Raw genomic sequence first — 17,219 nt, 5'->3', positions numbered from 1 at the left:
GCGCTCAGCCCTCCTGGACGGTGGGGCGCTCCTGGTTCACCCGTTGTCCGTCGGCGGCGTCGCCGGTCCGGGTCCCGGTGCGCCGGCCCCGGGCGAGGTGGTCGCGCGGGACCAGTTCGACGGCGTCCTGCGGGTTCGTGGTGCCGGAGAGCGTCATCGCGTCGATGGCGAGATCGGCGTCGAGCGTGACGGTGACCTGGGCCATGTGACTCCTCCTCGGGTACGGAGCAGCAGCATGCCCTGCCGGCGCCCGCGTTGACCACCGGTGGCCCCGCCGGTACCCGGCCGGTGCGCGACGGCCGGGGGAGACAGGCCGAGGCCCCCGGGGAGAGCGACCAGACTCTCCCCGGGGGCCTCGGGGTCGGGGGCGTGCCGGGCACGCCCGGCGGGTCAGACCCGGCCGGCGAAGTCCGGGGCCCAGTTGGCGACGGTCTGGGTCCGCACGCCCGAGCTCGGGTTGGCGGCCTCGACGTACTTCCCGCCGCCGATGTAGATCGCGACGTGGTAGACGCCGGAGTCCTTGCCGTTGTTGGACCAGAACAGCAGGTCGCCCGGGAGCAGGCTGTCCAGCGAGACGTGGGTGCTGGCGGCGGCCTGGTCGGCGGCGACGCGCGGGACGGAGACGCCCGCGGCGCGCAGCGCGGCCTGGGTCAGACCGGAGCAGTCCCAGCCGCCGTTGCCGGTGCCGCCGTAGATGTAGGCCTGACCGACCTTCGACTGGGCGAAGGAGACGGCGGCGGCCATGCTGCCGGTGGCGGTCTGCGCCGGGGCCTGGGTCTGCGCCGGGGCGGCGGGCTTGGCGACCGGCTTGGCGGCGGGCTTGGCGGCGGGGGCCTGCGCGGCCGGGGTCTGCGCGGCCGGGGTCTGTGCGGCCGGGGTCTGTGCCTGGGTCTGCGCGGCCGGCTTGCCGGTGGAGGCGCCGGTGGCGCCCTGGCCGGACTGCTGGGCCTGGCCGCCCTTGCCCAGGGCGAGCTGCTGGCCCGGGTAGATGACGTGCGGACCCTGGGTCAGGGTGCCGCGGTTCAGCTCGTACAGCCGCTCCCAGCCGCCCTGGACGTTGTTCTTGTCGGCGATGGAGGAGAGCCAGTCGCCCGCGATGACGGTGTAGTCGGTCGGCTGGGCCTGGCTGCCGCCCTTGGCCTGGGCGGAGTCGGCGGGGGCCTGGCTCTTCGCCGGGGCCGGGGTCTGCGCGGGGGCCTGCGGGGCGGGCTTCGGCGCGGGGGTGGCGGCCGGGGCGGCCGGCTTGGTGGCGGCCGGCTTCGCGGCGGCCGAGGTGTCGACGGCGGCCGGGGTGCCGCCCTTGGTCAGGCCGGCCTTGACGGAGCAGACGGGCCAGGCGCCGGGGCCCTGCGAGGCGAGGACCTTCTCGGCGACCGCGATCTGCTGGTCCTTGGTGGCCAGGTGGGCCTGCGAGGCGTACGCGGTACCGCCGAAGGCGGCCCAGGTGCTGGAGGTGAACTGCAGGCCGCCGTAGAAGCCGTTGCCGGTGTTGATGGCCCAGTTGCCACCGCTCTCGCACTGGGCGACCTTGTCCCAGGTGGCGACCGGGGCGGCGGAGGCGGTGCCGGTGGTGAGGCACGGGACGGTCAGGCCGACACCCGCGACGCCGACGGCGGCGATCAGGCGGCGGGCGCGACGGGGCAGACTGGTGCCGTTGACGGGCAGCATGAAGACGCGATCCTCTCCCACGCCTGCGAGGTGAGCTGTCGGATTCGGGCTGGAGTTGCCCGGCCGCGCCGTGGCGCGGCTTCACCCCTAGCCCTGAACCGGTTTCGGGAACCGGTCCGGGGCGACTTACCTGTGGGTCCCCCGCTCCTGCCGTGGTGCGTTTCTGCGCTGCCAGCACAACCGACGGCAGGACTCGGCGTTGCGGATGGGCTGGGTTCGTGTAGCCACGAACGGGGAGCACGTTAAGCAGACTCCCGTTCAAACCGCAAACATGTGTGATGCCCGTCACGGTTTACGGGTGAGGGGTTGATTGGCTGTCCACCATGATCAGAAATGACCGATTTTCGGCAACGCCCCTGCGGCCGGACCCAACTGCCTGTGCTTCAGGACGTCAGTACCGACGCGGCCGTCCGGCGGGAGGGCTGCGCGGTGATGGCCAAGGACGAGGACCCGCGTGCCGGGCGCCCGACCGTCAGGCCTCGGGGGGTGCACCGCCGGGCAAAACGCCGCAGAGTGGACATATCGCCCGAACGGCCCCGAACTCCCGTACGCCGCCGGACGATGCTGCGCTGGCCGGCGGTCGGCACGGTGTTCGCCGCGGTCGGCGGCGAGGAGATCCTGCGGCGCTCGCTGACCGGGCGGACGCAGCCCGTCGCGGCCACCGGCATGCCCGGTATGCCCGTGGCCCCGGACGGCCCCACCGACGCCGCCGCGGCCCCCGCCGAGGGCGCGGGCATGGACCACCGGCCCGCCGGGCCGCCGCCCGTCGGCACCTCCGGGGCCGGGCCCGCCGCCGCACCGACCGTCGACCTGGCCGGCCGCCGCTGGTCCGACCCGGCCGGCTGGGGCGGTGCGGTACCCGGCCCGCGGAGCGCCGTCCGGATCGCCGACCGGGTGCTCCTCGACACCGATGCCACCGTGGGCTCGCTGCTGGTCGAGCCGACCGGCGTACTCACCTTCGCCGCCGACCGCACCCTCACCCTCGCCTCGGACGGCAACGTCGAGATCCGCGGCACCCTGGCACTCGCCCCCGAGGGCACCGCCGTGCACACCGTCCGCTTCCCGTCCGTGGACGAGCGGCGCTTCCAGGGCGACGGCGCCAAGGTGGTCGACACCGACACCGACACCGACACCGACACCGGGCTCTGGGTGACCGGCGCCGGCTGCCTGCGGCTGGACGGCGCGGCCAAGACCGCCTGGGTCCGCGCCGACCGCGAGCTGCGGGCCGGTGACACCTCCATCGGCCTGGCCGCCGAGCCCACCGGCTGGCTGCCCGGCGACGAACTGGCCGTCACCCCGACCGGCCCGCCCGACGCCGAGGACTTCTCCGCCCGCTACGACCTGGTCACCGTCCGGTCCGTCAGCGGATCCACCGTCACCCTGGCCTCCCCGCTGAAGTACGCCCACCCCCGGGTGACCGCCGGAGGGGGCGTCACCGTCGGCGCCGAACTGCTCAACCTGACCCGCGGCGTCCGGGTCGAGGGCACCGCGAAGGGCCGCGCGCACGTCCACGTCACCGGCTCCCGGCCCGCCGACGTACGGCACGCCGCACTGCGCTGGGTGGGTCCGCGCGCCGACACCGAGAAGACCTGGAAGGGCCAGGACGGCACGGTCCCCGTCACCGCGCCCGTGCTCGGCCGGTACGGGCTGCACTTCCACATGCTCGGCGACACCACCCGGGGCACCGTCGTCGAGGGCGTGGTGGTCCGCGACGCGGGCAGCCACGCCTTCGTGCCGCACGCCAGCCACGGCATCACCTTCCGCAGCTGCGTCAGCCACGACACCTGGGAGGACGCCGCCTGGTGGGACGGCCCGCCGGACACCCGTACCCCGCAGCGCCCGTCCGACGACATCGTCCACGAGTCCTGCGTGGCCTCCCGCACCCGGCTCGAACCCAACCCGCGCGCCTACCGCCTGACGGGGTTCAACCTCGGCGCGGGCACCGGCGGCCGGGCGGTGGACTGCGTGGCCGTCGGCGTCCAGGGCGTCACCGGCGCCTCCGGCCACGAGTGGCCGGAGAACAGCGAGGGGGTGTGGACCTCCAGCGCTGCCTGGCCCACAACAACCTGCAGGACGGCATCTTCGTCTGGCTGAACGCCCGGCATCACCATGTGGTCACCGAGTTCGCGGCCTACCACAACGGCGGCCGGGGCATCGAACACGGCGCCTACCTCAACGACTTCGACTACACCGCGAGCGTGCTGTACGGCAACGCCGCCGGGGGAGTGGCCCCGCACGCGCTCGGCCGGGACAAGGGCAGCCTCTTCGACGGGCTGCTGATCGACGCCGCCGGGCACGAACTCGCCGGGGAGGCCGTCACGTTCAGCCGCAGCCGGTTCACCGGCTACCGGAAGGCCGGGGTCGCCGTCCGCGCCGCCGCGGACGGCAAACCGGACGATGTGGCCGTGCTGGACTGCGAGTTCGGCGGCAACGAGCTCTGGATGGACCCGGAGTCGGCGCCGCCCAGGAGCATCGTGCTGCGCCGGGCCGGGCGCTCCGAGGCGCTCCAGGTGCGGAAGGCGGACGGCGGCGGTACGGCGCAACCGCAGTGGAACGCCGCCGTCGGGCCGGTGCCGGCGCTCGCCGCCCGGGCCCGGCCGGTGCAGCCGCCCGCGCTCAGGCTCAGGGGCGCCGCCGCGCCCACCACCCGGGTGGGCGGCCGCTCCTGAGCCGTCCGGACGTCCGCAGGGCCCGGAACGGAGCCGTTCCGGGCCCTGGCGTCGTCGGACGGCCGCGCTATTCGGCGGCGGTCTCCCCGCTCTCCCCGGCGTACGCCCCGGGGTCGGGGACCGGCAGCGCGGCCAGGTAGGTGGAGGCGATCAGCTGGCCCACCGTCGGGTAGGCGCCCAGCGGCGCGGCGCTCGGGCAGCCGGTCTCCTCGGCGGCCGTGGCGAGCAGCTCGGAGTCGGCCTCCGGGCCGATCACCAGCGGGGCCAGCGCGGGGCGCTGGGAGCCGGTCTCCTTGAGGTGCGCGACGGCGGCGGCCACCGAGCCGGGCACGTCCAGCGCGGCCGGGACGACCGGGACGGCGAGCCGGGCGGCCAGCAGCACCCCGGTGACCCCGGCGGCGGCGGTGGCCTCCTCGCCGCCGACGGTGGTGAGCACCACGCCGTCCGCGGCGGTCGCGATGGCGAACAGCCGGGCGCGGTCGGCGCGGGCCAGACCGGCCTCGGAGAGGCGGACGTGGACGGCCTCGGCCAGCAGCGGGTGCGGGCCCAGCACGTCGGTGACGGGGGCGCCGTACTCGGCGGCGAGCGCGTGGAGTTCGGCCAGGAAACCGTGCGGGCCGGGAACCAGCGGCACCACGACCGGCGCGGGCAGGCCCGCCCCGGCGGCCTGGGCCAGCAGCTCGGCGACGGTGCGCTCGTCCCCGGTGCCCTCGAAGTCGCCGTCCCCGACCGGGAGGTACCCGGCCGCGGTCTGGACGCCGTTCTGCTCGCTGCGGACGATCGACAGCAGCTCCTCGACGACGGAGCGGGACTCGGGCCCGGCGGTCGCGGGCACGGCGAGCACCAGGGCCGGGGATCCGGCCGGAATCTCGGGGCGCTCGGGGCGGCGGTGGCGCCCCCGCGCACGGGAGCCTGGGGTTCGGACGGGCAGTGGCGCGCCCGGGATGGCTGCGGTGCTCATGGCGGAGATCGTAGGACATCGCTCCGCCGGTCCCGCAGTCGGCTGCCGTTCCGAGGGCGGTGACCCACGCCGAATCAGGACATAACGCACCCAATCCCGCGCAGTGGCCGGTATCGCCTTCGACGCGGTCGGCCGGGGCGGGAGTTGCGCCTTCCCGGCGTGAGATGTCTCACAGGCCGGAAGGGGTCTGACGGAGGGTCACGGAGGCGCGACTCCCGGCGCTGGAAGATCAACATTCAGCGGGGGGTCGCTTACGGGCGGTTATCGGCGACTTGCCGATTCAGTCGGCTATGTCCGCTTACGGGCTGCCGGGCGGCGGGTGGTGAAGAGTTCCGGCCGATCCGTGAAAGAGGCCGTGCACCTGCACTGTCCCGTGCTGATGCACGTGCACTGGAGCTATCATCACGTCAAGTGAGGCGTTATGCCGGGCCGGTACGGGGCCGGTCCAGTCGTTCGGCCTGTGCCGGGGGCGCCGCGCTGGACGACCACTCCGGAGCTCTTCGGGAGATTTCTATGCACGACAGGTACGACACGAACGACCCGTACAACGGGATGGCGGCTGCGGACCTCGAGAACGTGGTCTGGCAGAAGAGCCTGCACAGCAACTCTCAGGGCAACTGCGTCGAGTTCGCCGCTCTGCCGGGAGGGGACGTGGCGATGCGCAACTCGCGCTTCCCGGACGGTCCCGCGCTCATCTACACCCGGGCCGAGATCGCGGCGCTGCTGCTGGGTGCCAAGGACGGGGAGTTCGACCACCTGGCGGTCTGACCGGCCGTCGCCTTCACCATCGGGGGGCCGTCGTGGGTGCTGACACCGCGGCGGCCTGTGTCTGACGGCGCCCATTCCCTGGTACGGGCGCCGTCGCGCCGGGCCGTTCTTCCGGTCGTGTGCGGCCGCGAGTACGGACGGCCCGACCGAACAGGTCACCTGCCCCGCCGCCCGGCTTGATGTCCGCTCCGATGCCTGCCCTGATGTCCGCGCTGACGCCGGGCCGGGCCGCCGGCCGGGACCGTCGAGCAGGGGTGTGCCGCCCGTGCCCGCGCCTCCTGTGCTCAAGCCGCTCGTGCCCACTGTCGCCGCCCTGCCCGGTCCGGGGCTAGGCCGAGCGCCGGTGCCGTCCGCCGACCTCGGGGGTCGCGCACTGCTCCGCCTCGAAGAGCGCCCAGACCACCTTGCCGCCGCCCAGCGGGTGCCAGCCCCAGGAGCGGCTGAACGAGTCCACCAGGTGCAGCCCGCGGCCCGACTCGGCCACGAAGTCCGCCTCCCGTGCCACCGGGCCGATGCTGCTGGGGTCGCTCACCGCGCAGACCACCTGCGGGGCGCGGTGAACCAGGCTTATTCGGATCGGCAGCCGGCCGTCCGCCGCCTGGGTGGGACAGTCGTAGCCGCCCAGGGCGCCGCCGGCCGGGTCGGGCCGTGCGCCGATCGCGTGCCGGAGGGCATTGGTCACCAGCTCCGAGGCCACCAGCGCGACATCGTCGAACAGCTCGCCCAGCCCCCAGCGCTGCAGGGCGCTCCGGGCGAAGTCGCGCGCGGTTCTGACGGCTTCGTAGCGAGGAGCGAGCGTACAGGTGACCACATGGGGGTCGACTGCCAAAGCCGTACCGGTGCTCATGAAGAGCTCCTCCCATAAGGGGGCGGACACGGCTGGACCCGCCGGGGTCATGCCGGTCACCTCCGACTCGCTCGGCCGCACGGCCGCCCCCTCGACCAGTCGCGCGCGCACACGAACGCCCGGTGGCGCGAGGGGCGCTGCCGGGCTGGTGCACGGAGTCGCGCGTGGGGTCGACGCGGAGCCCGCGGGATTGCCAGGGATGTGCAGGTGCACGTGCACCATGGTCCTCTGCGCTCACTGCAGATGCAAGAGTCGATTCACGTGCAGTCGCACTATTGGCATATGCAAGCGCCGGATGCACGTGCATCCTGGTGTGTGGAGTGCGGAACTGATAGGAACATCCGTCAGTATCGGCACCGTGAGCGCTCAACTGATGGCAGACTGTGCGCTGTTTGCCCTAGGTGGAGGTTTCGACCGCATGACCACAGTTCAGCCGGGCGGCGGCTCGATGGTCCGCCGGATCCTCCTCGGTTCCCAGCTGCGCCGGCTCCGCGAGGCGCGCGGCATCACCCGCGAGGACGCCGGGTACGCGATCCGCGCGTCCGAGTCCAAGATCAGTCGCATGGAGCTCGGCCGCGTCAGCTTCAAGGAGCGCGACGTCGCCGATCTCCTCAGCCTCTACGGCGTGGACGACGGCATCGAGCGCGAGGCCCTGCTCGGCCTGGTCCGTGAGGCCAACAAGTCCGGCTGGTGGCACAGTTTCAACGACGTGCTGCCGGGCTGGTTCCAGACCTACGTCGGCCTGGAGGAGGCCGCCGCGCTGATCCGCACCTACGAGGTGCAGTTCATCCCCGGCCTGCTGCAGTCCGAGGAGTACGCGCGAGCGGTTTTCGGTCAGAGCCGCCCGGTCATCAGCGCGGAGGAGGTCGAACGGCGGGTCAGCCTCCGGCTGCGCCGCCAGAAGCTGCTCGCCGAGGGCAACAACCCGCGGCTCTGGGCCGTCATCGACGAGGCCGCACTGCGCCGCCCGGTCGGCGGGCCCGAGGTGATGCGCGGTCAGGTGCAGTACCTGATCGACGTCGCCGAGCAGGCCAACGTGGTGATCCAGGTGATGCCGTTCCGCTTCGGCGCCCACGCCGGGGAGTCCGGAGCGTTCACCATCCTGCGCTTCCCCGAGCAGGACCTCGCCGACGTCGTCTACCTGGAGCAGCTCACCAGCGCGCTCTACCTGGACAAGCGCGACGACGTCGACGCGTACATCCAGGTCATGGAACGGCTCTGCGTGGACAGTCTGACGCCCGAGCGGACCATCGATCTGCTGGCGTCGATCCTGAAGGAACGCTGACAACGAGCTGACCGGCGGCTGACCGGCCGCCGTACAGTCGTCGTCGAACGGCCGTCGCCCCGCGCTCACCCGCGGGCCGACGGCCGTTCGCGCTGCGGCGGCCGCGGCTGCGGCGGCCGGCCCAGCTCCCAGGCCAGGTCGTAGCGGCCGAACAGGTCGGCCCGGATCGGCGCCAGCGATATCTCGGCCCCCGGCAGCAGCACGCCGATGCAGCCGCCCATCAGCGCACTGCGCAGCACCGCGTGTTCGGCGACCGGGTCGGGCGCGCCCCAGTCGCGCAGCAGCCCCTGGAGGAGTGCGCCGAGCCGCTGCTGCTCCGGGTCCTGGACGAAGGCGCCGGAGTCCGGGTCCAGGATCAGCGCCAGATGCGAGCGCATCACCCGGGGGTGCTCCATCGCGAGCGCCAGCACCGCGTCGATCGCCCGGGCCAGCCTGGCCTGCGGAGAAGCGTCCGGTGCCAGCGCGGCCAGGGCCGCGGAGAGCTTCTGGTGCATCATCCGGTGCGTCGCGGACTGCATCAGCAGCCGTTTGCCGTCGAAGTAGTAGGAGAGCAGCCCCCGGGCGAGACCGGCCCGTTCGGCGATGTCGGTCAGCGTGGTGCCCGCGTAGCCGCGCTGATCCACCAGCTCGACGGTGGCGCACATGATGCGCCGGCGGGAGCGTTGACGCATTTCCTCGTTGACCGAATCCCCGCGAGGTGCCATCGTGTCTGCTCCGTACGTTCGTTGGCTCCCGGCCAATATACTGGCGGAGCGAACGGCCGAACCGGGGAACCCGCAAGTCGGCGGGTGCCACGGACCGGCTCGTACGGAGGTGCCGGCTCCACCAAGACGGGGGTTTGGTGGAGCCGGTGCCTGCCCGGCGGCGACCCCGGTGACGACGGGGCGGCCCCGGGCGGCGGTCAGCTCTTGGTCAGAAGCCCGCTCCGGGCCGGCTCGCCGGAGTCGAAGAGCTCGGTCGACGGGCCGTGATGGTCGGCCACCGGCCGGGGAGCCGAGGCCTTCCTCCGGTCCAGCACGGCACCGACGGCGGCGATCAGGAAGCCCAGCAGCGCGACCGCCGTGACGAGGACCAGCGCGGGCCGGTAGCCGTCCAGCTGCGCCTGGGCGCTCTCGCCGCCCCCGCTCCCGGCGGTGATCATCGCGGTGGCCCCGGCGAGTACGACCGCGGTGCCGACCTGGATCGCGGTGTTGACCAGCCCGGAGGCCAGGCCCTGTTCCTCGTCGGCCACGCCGTCGGTGGCGGCGATGTTGACCGAGGGGAAGGCCAGCGAGAAGCCGACGCCCAGCAGGATCATCGACGGCAGCACCAGGGTGAGGTAGGAGCTGTGCTCGTCCAGGCGCAGGAACAGCGCGAAGGCGAGCACCAGGGCCAGCACGCCGATCGGCAGCAGCCGGGAAGTGCCGAAGCGGTCCACGACCGGGCCCATCAGCGGCGCGGACAGTGCGATGAAGGCGCCGGCCGGCAGCAGACCGAGGGCCATCTCCAGGGCCGACCAGTGGAGCAGGTGCTGCAGGTAGAGGGTGACGACGAACTGGAACCCGCCGTACGCGCCGGTCATCGCGAAGGCGACGACGTTGGCCCGGGCGACCGAGCCGTTGCGGAAGATGCCGAGCCGGACCAGCGGGTGCGCGGTGCGGCTCTCGATCGTGAGGAAGGCGGCGGCCAGGGCGGCGACCACGAACAACGAGCCGATGGTGCGCAGGCTCAGCCAGCCGGCCCCCTGGGCCTCGGTGACGGTGAAGACCAGCAGCAGGACGGTGAGCGTGCCTGTGATCGCGCCGGCCACGTCGTACCCGCCCTTGGCGCGCTCCTCGGTGGGGCGGGGGAGCAGCCGGACGGCGAAGGCCAGGGCGAGCAGGGCGACGGGGACGGGCATCAGGAAGGTCCAGCGCCAGCCGACCGACGTGAGCAGGCCGCTGAGCACCAGGCCGAGCGAGAAGCCGCTGGCGCCGCAGGTGGTGTAGATCGACAGCGCCCGGTTGCGGGCCGGGCCCTCGGCGAAGGTGGTGGTGATGATCGACAGCCCGGCGGGGGCGGTGAAGGCGGCGCTGACGCCCTTGAGGAACCGGGCGGCGATCAGCAGGCCGCCGTCGTCCACCAGGCCGCCGAGCAGGGAGGCGGCGGCGAACACGGCCAGCGCGACCAGGAAGACCCGGCGGCGGCCGAGCAGGTCGGCGGCCCGGCCGCCGAGCAGCAGCAGCCCGCCGTAGCCGAGGACGTAGCCGGAGACCACCCACTGCAGGGTGGAGGTGGAGAGGTGGAGTTCGGATCCGATGGACGGGAGGGCGACGCCCACCATGGAGACGTCGAGGGCATCCAGGAACATCGCGGCGCAGAGCACGATGAGCGTGCCCCAGAGGCGGGGTGTCCAGTTCAGCCCGCTGGTTGATGAGTCGTCAGGGGACGTGACGGTCGCGGTGGTCATGGGGAGGAGATTACATGCGCGTGCATTCAATGCAAATGAATAAGATGTGAACGCATAAATTTCTGGCGCGCGTGGTACTGTGGCGCCGTGGCTGAACTCGACTCTCCGGCGGAGGCAGGTCTGGTCGCCGAATGGCGAGACCTGCTGGCCCGCCATGCCGCCACCAGCTGTGCGCTCGACCGCGAGCTGGGGGAGAGGCACGGTCTCGGCATGAGCGAGTTCGAGGTGCTGGAGCGCCTCGTCGAGGAGCGCGACGCCGACCGGGGCCATCAACTGAGGGTCCAGGAGCTGGCCGACACCGTGCATCTGAGCCAGAGCGCGCTGTCGAGGCTGATCGGCCGGCTGGAGAAGGCCGGCCTGGTCACGCGGGCGATGTGCGCCAGTGACCGGCGCGGCATCCAGATCACGCTCACCGAGGCCGGCTGCCGGCTCTACGCCGAGGCCCGACCGCTGCACCGTGAGGTGCTCGCCCGCGCCATCGGCGGCGGGCCCGACGACTCGTGCCAGCCGGGCTGACGAACCCTCAGCCCTCTTCTGCCGCATGGGTGTTGCGGCGCGCGTTGACCGGAGGGTCCGGCGGTGGCGGAGCCCGGTGGGCCGTTACAGCAGGGTCGAGAGCCCCGGTGCGGCGGCCAGCAGGACGGCGGCGGCGGGCGCGGCCAGCGCCGCGACGGTGAGCCGCAGCCGGTGCGGGACGGAGAGCCGGGGCCGCCCGGCGAGCAGCCGGTCCACCCGCTTCGGGGACTGCGCCAGCCCGGGCGGGCAGGCGCCGAACACCCCGCGGCCCAGGTTGAGTTCGGCCAGTGCCAGGGCGGTGGTGTGCCGCCCGTGCCGGCGCGCCGCCCGGTCGTCGGCCGCCAGCTCCACCAACTCGCCCACCTGGTCCCGGAAGGCGCTGAACACCCCGACGCCGGGGAAGCCGGAGGCGAGGGCCTGGGCGCACTGGGACAGCCAGTGGTGCCGGGCCCGGACGTGCCCGCGCTCATGGCTCAGCACAGCCGCCAACTCCCGGGCGGTCAGCTGCTGGAGGGCGCCGGTGGTCACCACCAGGCGGGAGTTGTGGCCCGGCAGCGACCAGGCCTCGGGGCGGACGTTCTCCAGCACCACCAGCCGCTCGCGCCGGCTGCGCAGAGTGTCGATGGACTCGGGCAACTCGGGTGCCCGGCTGCTCAGTTGGGCGTGCCGGTGGTCGCGGAGCGCCTTCGCGGACCGGACCTCGCGGGTCAGTGCCAGCAGGGTCTGCACCCCGCCCGCCGCCAGCACCGCGGCGCAGAGCCGCCCCCAGCCCTCGGCCTCCTGCAACCCGTACGCGGCCTCCACACCGTGCGGCGCGCCCGCGAACACCAGCGCCCGAAGCTCGGGCAGCGCGGCCGCGGCGGCCAGGACCAGGCCCAGCGCGCAGCAGAGCAGTACGGCCACCACCAGGCACTGCCACACCAGCAGGGCCAGTACGGGTTCCCGCTCCACCCATCGGGCCCGGGTCAGCAGTCGGGGCACCACGGTCGAGAGCAGCAGTCCGAGCAGCAGCAGGCCGAGCAGGGCCGTCATGGCATGGGCTCCCCGAGTACACACGGAACGCGACAGCGCGCTCCCCGCCAACCTAAGCGCTGCCGACGCCCGGTGGAACGACTTTCGGCCGCCCAGTGACCAACGCCACGCGCGGAGTCGGCGGGGTGGGCCCCAGTAGGCGTCACATCGTCAGGAGCATGGCGAACATCCCGATGCCCATCGAGAGCCGGCAGGCCTGCGGCAGCCCGGCGGTGCCGACCGGGCGCCCGCCGCCCGGGGTGCCCAGCAACCGGGTGCCGGTCCAGAGCGAGTAGCCGCCGAAGTAGAGCAGCAACGCGCCGGTCAGCAGCGGCGCGCCGACGCTCGCGGCGTGGTGCGCATGGGCGGGCGCGGCGGCCATGGCGAGTGCCATGTAAGTCATCGCCAGGGTGCCGATCGCGTGGTGCAGCCGGTGCGTCCGCCGGGCCAGGCCGCGCACGGCGCCGAACAGGAAACAGACCGCCGGGACGCCGAACACCCAGGCCCAGACCATGGCCGGCACGACGGCCCCGGTGACGGCCATCGCCGCCATGCCGAGCCCCATCAACGCCTCGGCGGCGTCGGACTCGTGGGCGAGCAGCCGGTGCGGCGCGGGCTGCACCGAGGAGGGGACGGCAGAGGGCCCGGGGGCGGGGCCGGTGGAGCAGGGGGCGTGGCGCAGCCGGGTGAGGCAGTAGGCCCCGGAGGCCGCGGTGAGAACGGCCAGCAGCCAGCTGACCAGAACCGGTCCGTGCAACGGCGACCTCCGCGGCGGCGCGTGCGGGCGTACCGTCCACGATCACCGCTCGGAGCCGCGCACAGCAGGGCGTGCACGGGGGCGCACGGAGTGTTCGCCGTGGTGAAGCCGTTCGGCGAGCACTCCTGTGACCAGGGTCTGTCGTCAGACTCCCGCCGTCCGCCCGGAGGGCGGGCGCGGCGCCTCGGCGGGTCACTTCCCTCCGGTGGCGGCGCCGGAACACAGGCGGCATGGTCGGCGTACGGAGCCGCGTCCGCGGCGCCCCCGAGCCGGATCAGCGGCAGCGGCAGAGGCCGCGCGCGCAACAGCAGGAAGACACCCGGAGCAGGTCGATGTGGCGTCGGGCCACCAGGATCACCGCCGGGAGCATGACGGGAGGTTCGCATCCCCGTCGTGCATCTGTCCGGAACATCCAGATACCCGCCCACATGCCGGACATCCGGCGCCGGACCCCCTTGCCGGGACAATCAGCGGCCCAAGCCCCCTTGAACAGGAGAACCTTTCGTACTTATGGTGTTCCCGTTGAAATAACTCCTGCCGAAGTGAGTCCACGATGCAGAATCTTTCGCCAAGGCTCGCTGTGGCGGCCGACGCCCCGGTCTCCACCCTCGCCGACCACCCGGCCTGGCTGCGCCTCAAGGAAGCCGTCGAGACCCTGCGCCCGCTGCAGTCCAAGGACGGCTCGATCGACCTGGCCGCCGTCCAGCGGCACACGGTCGACCCGCTGGTCGCCACCGTCCGCAGCGCCGTCGGGGAGCTCGCCCCGCTCTTCCCGCACGACGCCGCCTACCTGGCGGCCGTCGACGCGGACCTGGCGAAGTGGGCCGACACGGGGTACCGGGAGCCCGACTTCCTGGACTCGCTGCTGGCCTTCCAGCCCGCGGAGCAGCGCGAGGACGGCCTGGAGCACCTCGTGGTCTTCCCGATGTACACCCAGAACGGCAACCCGGACCGCAACCTGGAAGCCGTCCTGCTGAGCGTGGTCTGGCCCGAGTGGCTGGCCGAGCTGGAGCGCACCCGCTTCGACAACCCGATGTTCGTGCCGATCACCTTCACCGACTTCACGGCCGGCTACGACACCAACTCCGCCGTCCTCTTCCCCGAGACCGTGGCCGTGCGCAAGGCACCGGAGCGTTTCACCTGGGGCGGCATCTTCTGCGACCGCGAGGCCGCCCGCTTCCGCGCCGTCACCACCAGCGCCGTCCAGCAGCTCGGCCTGGAGATCCCGGCCGACGCCGAGGGCCTGCTGCGGGAGCAGGAGCGCGCCCAGCAGACCTTCGTCCTGTGGGACCTCGTCCACGACCGCACCCACAGCCACGGCGACCTGCCGTTCGACCCCTTCATGATCAAGCAGCGCAGCCCGTTCTGGATGTACGGCCTCGAAGAGCTCCGCTGCGACCTCACCGCCTTCAAGGAGGCCGTGAAGCTGGAGGCCGAGGGCAACGCCCACGCCCGCGACGTCCAGTACGCGATCCTCTTCGACCGTCTCTTCCGCTTCCCGGTCAGTGGCGACCGCGTCCGCAACTACGACGGCCTCGGCGGCCAGCTGCTCTTCGCGTACCTGCACAAGCACGACGCGCTGCGCTGGCGCGACAACCGCCTCAGCATCGACTGGGAGCGCGCCCCGCAGGTGACCAACGCGCTCTGCGCCGAGATCGAGACCCTCTACCGCGACGGCATCGACCGGCCCAAGCCGGCCCACTGGATCGCCGCCTACGAGCTGGTCTCCCGCTACCTCACCCCGCACCCGGCCTCCACCTGGGCGAAGGGCCCCGACGCGCTGCCCCTCGACCTCATCGACGGCAAGGCGCTCAACAAGGCCCTGTGCGACGCCGTGCTCCCGGACGAGTTCCCGCTGAGCATGTTCTACGAGGCCCTCAACAAGAAGCTCAGCGGCGTCATCGCCGCCACCGCGGGCATCACGGCCGCCGGTATCCAGGGAGTCGCCGCATGACCACCGCACCCAACGGACCGCTCACCGGCAAGGTCATCGCCGTGGCCGGTGCCACCGGCCCGGCCGGCCACGCGACGCTGCGCCGCCTCGCCGCCGACGGTGCCACGGTGATCGCCGCCAGCATCGACGCGCGAGCCCTCGAGGCCGAGATGGACGCCACCCGCGCCGCCGTGCCCGGGGCCCGTCTCAGCGGCCAGGTCATCGACCTGCTCGACCCGCAGGAGGTCCACGACTGGGCCGACCACCTGGAGGCGGAGCACGGCCACGTCGACGGCCTGTTCCACCTGGTCGGTGGCTGGCGCGGCAGCAAGACCTTCTTCGACACCCGGATCGACGACTGGGACTGGCTGCACGACACCGTCGTCCGTACCCTCCAGCACACCTCGCTGGCCTTCCAGCCCGCCCTGGTCCGCAGCTCCGCCGGCCGCTACGCGATGGTCTCCGCCGCGTCCGCGCACAAGCCCACCGCCGGCGGCGCCGCCTACGCTGCGGCCAAGGCCGCCACCGAGGCCTGGACCCTCGCGATGGCCGACTCCTTCAAGAAGGAGACCACCGCCGCGGACGGCGATCCCACCGCCGCAGCTGCGATCCTGGTCATCAAGGCGCTGGTCAGTCCCGAGATGCGGGCCGAGAAGCCCGAGGCGAAGTTCACCGGCTTCACGGACACCGCCGACCTCGCCACCACCCTGGCGGGCCTCTGGGACCGCCCCGCAGCAGAACTGAACGGACAGCACCTGTGGCTGACAGCCCGATGATCCACCCCGGCTCGCCGGAGGACCCCCGCACGGACGCGGTACGACGGCACGACCCCGCCGTCCGCGGTTTCGCCAGCGACAACTACGCCGGCGTGCACCCGGAGATCCTCGCCGCGATAGCCCTCGCCAACGGCGGCCACCAGGTCGCCTACGGCGAGGACGACTACACGGCGCACCTGCAGGACGTCTTCCGCCGCCATTTCGGCGAGCAGGCCGAGGCGCACCCCGTCTTCAACGGCACCGGCGCCAACGTCGTCGCCCTGCAGGCCCTGCTCCCGCGCTGGGGTGCGGTGGTCGCGGCCGAGAGCGCCCACATCAACGTGGACGAAGGCGGCGCCCCCGAGAAGATGGGCGGCATCAAGCTGCTCACCGTCCCCACCCCGGACGGCAAGCTCACCCCCGAGCTGATCGACCAGCAGGCCTGGGGCTTCGGCGACGAGCACCGGGCCCAGCCGCTGGCGGTCTCGATCACCCAGAGCACCGAGCTGGGCACGCTCTACACGGCCGAGGAGATCCGGGCGATCACCGACCACGCCCACCAGCTCGGCATGCTGGTCCACGTGGACGGCTCCCGCCTGGCCAACGCGGCCGCCTCGCTCGGCCTGCCGCTGCGTGCCTTCACCACCGATGTCGGCGTGGACGTCCTCTCCTACGGGGGTACGAAGAACGGCCTGCTGTTCGGCGAGGTCGTGGTGGTGCTCAACCCGGAGCGGGTACGCAACATCAAGTACCTGCGCAAGACCTCGATGCAGCTCGCGTCGAAGATGCGCTTCGCCTCGGTCCAGTTCGAGGCCCTGCTCTCCGGTGACCTCTACCTGCGCAACGCCGGCCACGCCAACGCGATGGCCAGCCGGCTCGAGGCCGCCGTCCGGACCATCGAGGGTGTGACGGTCGTCCGCCCGGTCCAGGCGAACGCGGTGTTCGCGATCCTCCCGCGGGAGGTCAGCGAGCGGCTGCAGAAGCGCTACCGCTTCTACTTCTGGAACGAGCACACCGGTGAGGTGCGCTGGATGTGTTCGTTCGACACCACGGAGGCGGATATCGACGCCTTCGCGGCGGCCATCGCCGAGGAGATGGGCCGCGCCTGACGGCGCTCGTGGACAGCCGATTGTCCCGTCCTGCGACAGCAGGGCGGGACGATTTGCATGTGGCGTGCCCGGGCCCGTACAGTTCCGGAGTCGCACCGAGAGGGGCGGCGGAAAGCGGATCCGATGAATGAAACTCCGGAAAACGGAGCGGAAAACATCTGATAAGCTGAGAACACGAAAGAACGAAGCGCCCGGAGGGCCCGCTGGAAGGCGGCCTGAAGGAAGTGTCCGTTCCTTGAGAACTCAACAGCGTGCCAAAAGTCAACGCCAGATATGTTGACATCCCCGGCCTCGGATTGTTCCGGGGTTGGAGATTCCTTTTTGAAATAACACAGCGAGGACGCAGTGCGCGGGGCCGCCCTATTCCGGTGGTTGCCGTGCCGCTCAACGCGGGTGTGCCGCCCGATTACGGGCAAGCATTCACGGAGAGTTTGATCCTGGCTCAGGACGAACGCTGGCGGCGTGCTTAACACATGCAAGTCGAACGGTGAAGCCCTTCGGGGTGGATCAGT

Annotated in this window: 17 protein-coding genes, 1 rRNA gene and 1 riboswitch; of the genes, 9 read left to right on the top strand and 9 right to left on the bottom strand. The window is 72.6% G+C overall.

Annotated elements, in window-relative coordinates; all coding sequences use genetic code 11:
• Nucleotides 1–4 precede the first annotated feature (4 nt).
• Nucleotides 5–205 (bottom strand): hypothetical protein, encoded by a 201-nt coding sequence (locus tag ACIO5D_RS02965; protein WP_363614021.1) that lies wholly within the window; start codon nt 203–205, stop codon nt 5–7.
• 185 nt (nt 206–390) lie between these two features.
• Entirely contained in the window at nt 391–1,689 is a 1,299-nt protein-coding gene (locus ACIO5D_RS02960; RefSeq protein ID WP_400793744.1) for a transglycosylase family protein, read from the bottom strand.
• Nucleotides 1,676–1,846: riboswitch (cyclic di-AMP (ydaO/yuaA leader) on the bottom strand. Its footprint overlaps the gene before it by 14 nt.
• Before the next feature lie 383 nt (nt 1,847–2,229).
• On the opposite strand from ACIO5D_RS02960, the gene ACIO5D_RS02955 reads away from it, so the two are divergent.
• Complete coding sequence (locus ACIO5D_RS02955; RefSeq protein WP_400793743.1) at nt 2,230–3,762, top strand: hypothetical protein; 1,533 nt, start codon at nt 2,230–2,232, stop codon at nt 3,760–3,762.
• Nucleotides 3,702–4,337, top strand: coding sequence for a hypothetical protein (locus tag ACIO5D_RS02950; protein ID WP_400793742.1), 636 nt, complete (start codon nt 3,702–3,704; stop codon nt 4,335–4,337). The genes ACIO5D_RS02955 and ACIO5D_RS02950 overlap by 61 nt, the downstream gene beginning before the upstream one ends.
• Nucleotides 4,338–4,404: 67 nt before the next feature.
• Here ACIO5D_RS02950 and ACIO5D_RS02945 read toward each other — a convergent pair whose 3' ends face one another.
• A complete protein-coding gene (locus ACIO5D_RS02945) occupies nt 4,405–5,298 on the bottom strand; it encodes a hypothetical protein (RefSeq protein ID WP_400793741.1) in 894 nt (297 codons plus the stop codon).
• A 513-nt stretch (nt 5,299–5,811) separates the two neighbouring features.
• On the opposite strand from ACIO5D_RS02945, the gene ACIO5D_RS02940 reads away from it, so the two are divergent.
• Entirely contained in the window at nt 5,812–6,066 is a 255-nt protein-coding gene (locus ACIO5D_RS02940) for a DUF397 domain-containing protein (protein WP_363614015.1), read from the top strand.
• Between the two features lie 328 nt (nt 6,067–6,394).
• On the opposite strand, the gene ACIO5D_RS02935 is transcribed toward ACIO5D_RS02940, so the two are convergent.
• On the bottom strand, nt 6,395–6,913 hold the full coding sequence (locus tag ACIO5D_RS02935) for an ATP-binding protein (protein WP_363614013.1): 519 nt from the start codon (nt 6,911–6,913) through the stop codon (nt 6,395–6,397).
• Between the two features lie 418 nt (nt 6,914–7,331).
• Between ACIO5D_RS02935 and ACIO5D_RS02930 the strand changes: the two genes are divergently transcribed.
• On the top strand, nt 7,332–8,198 hold the full coding sequence (locus ACIO5D_RS02930) for a helix-turn-helix transcriptional regulator (RefSeq protein ID WP_363614011.1): 867 nt from the start codon (nt 7,332–7,334) through the stop codon (nt 8,196–8,198).
• A gap of 65 nt (nt 8,199–8,263) precedes the next feature.
• On the opposite strand, the gene ACIO5D_RS02925 is transcribed toward ACIO5D_RS02930, so the two are convergent.
• Both ACIO5D_RS02925 and ACIO5D_RS02920 read right to left on the bottom strand, forming a co-directional pair.
• Nucleotides 8,264–8,869 (bottom strand): TetR family transcriptional regulator, encoded by a 606-nt coding sequence (locus ACIO5D_RS02925; RefSeq protein ID WP_363614009.1) that lies wholly within the window; start codon nt 8,867–8,869, stop codon nt 8,264–8,266.
• A gap of 230 nt (nt 8,870–9,099) precedes the next feature.
• Nucleotides 9,100–10,626 (bottom strand): MFS transporter, encoded by a 1,527-nt coding sequence (locus ACIO5D_RS02920; protein ID WP_400649192.1) that lies wholly within the window; start codon nt 10,624–10,626, stop codon nt 9,100–9,102.
• A gap of 87 nt (nt 10,627–10,713) precedes the next feature.
• Between ACIO5D_RS02920 and ACIO5D_RS02915 the strand changes: the two genes are divergently transcribed.
• Nucleotides 10,714–11,142 (top strand): MarR family transcriptional regulator, encoded by a 429-nt coding sequence (locus ACIO5D_RS02915; RefSeq protein WP_363614005.1) that lies wholly within the window; start codon nt 10,714–10,716, stop codon nt 11,140–11,142.
• Nucleotides 11,143–11,226: 84 nt separating this feature from the next.
• Here the strand turns inward: ACIO5D_RS02915 and ACIO5D_RS02910 are convergent, their stop codons facing one another.
• From ACIO5D_RS02910 to ACIO5D_RS02900, 3 genes are all read right to left on the bottom strand, one after another.
• The gene (locus tag ACIO5D_RS02910; protein WP_363614003.1) at nt 11,227–12,174 is read right to left on the bottom strand and encodes a M56 family metallopeptidase; all 948 of its coding nucleotides are present in this window, start codon (nt 12,172–12,174) and stop codon (nt 11,227–11,229) included.
• A 142-nt stretch (nt 12,175–12,316) separates the two neighbouring features.
• The gene (locus ACIO5D_RS02905; protein WP_400793740.1) at nt 12,317–12,910 is read right to left on the bottom strand and encodes a DUF5134 domain-containing protein; all 594 of its coding nucleotides are present in this window, start codon (nt 12,908–12,910) and stop codon (nt 12,317–12,319) included.
• A gap of 274 nt (nt 12,911–13,184) precedes the next feature.
• Nucleotides 13,185–13,280, bottom strand: coding sequence for a putative leader peptide (locus ACIO5D_RS02900; protein ID WP_363613999.1), 96 nt, complete (start codon nt 13,278–13,280; stop codon nt 13,185–13,187).
• A gap of 183 nt (nt 13,281–13,463) precedes the next feature.
• Between ACIO5D_RS02900 and ACIO5D_RS02895 the strand changes: the two genes are divergently transcribed.
• The 4 genes from ACIO5D_RS02895 to ACIO5D_RS02880 form a co-directional block, all read left to right on the top strand.
• Nucleotides 13,464–14,864 (top strand): DUF6421 family protein, encoded by a 1,401-nt coding sequence (locus tag ACIO5D_RS02895; RefSeq protein ID WP_400649187.1) that lies wholly within the window; start codon nt 13,464–13,466, stop codon nt 14,862–14,864.
• Entirely contained in the window at nt 14,861–15,619 is a 759-nt protein-coding gene (locus ACIO5D_RS02890; protein ID WP_363613995.1) for an SDR family NAD(P)-dependent oxidoreductase, read from the top strand. Before ACIO5D_RS02895 ends, ACIO5D_RS02890 begins: the two co-directional genes overlap by 4 nt.
• Nucleotides 15,616–16,707 carry a threonine aldolase family protein gene (locus ACIO5D_RS02885; protein WP_400793957.1) on the top strand — a complete coding sequence of 364 codons (1,092 nt, stop codon included), beginning with the start codon at nt 15,616–15,618 and terminating at the stop codon, nt 16,705–16,707. Before ACIO5D_RS02890 ends, ACIO5D_RS02885 begins: the two co-directional genes overlap by 4 nt.
• Before the next feature lie 419 nt (nt 16,708–17,126).
• Nucleotides 17,127–17,219: ribosomal RNA gene (locus tag ACIO5D_RS02880) — 16S ribosomal RNA — on the top strand; the annotation flags it as partial.

The organism is Kitasatospora sp. NPDC087315 (genome assembly GCF_044744345.1).
GTDB lineage: Bacteria > Actinomycetota > Actinomycetes > Streptomycetales > Streptomycetaceae > Kitasatospora.
This window is presented reverse-complemented; position numbering and strand designations above follow the sequence as displayed.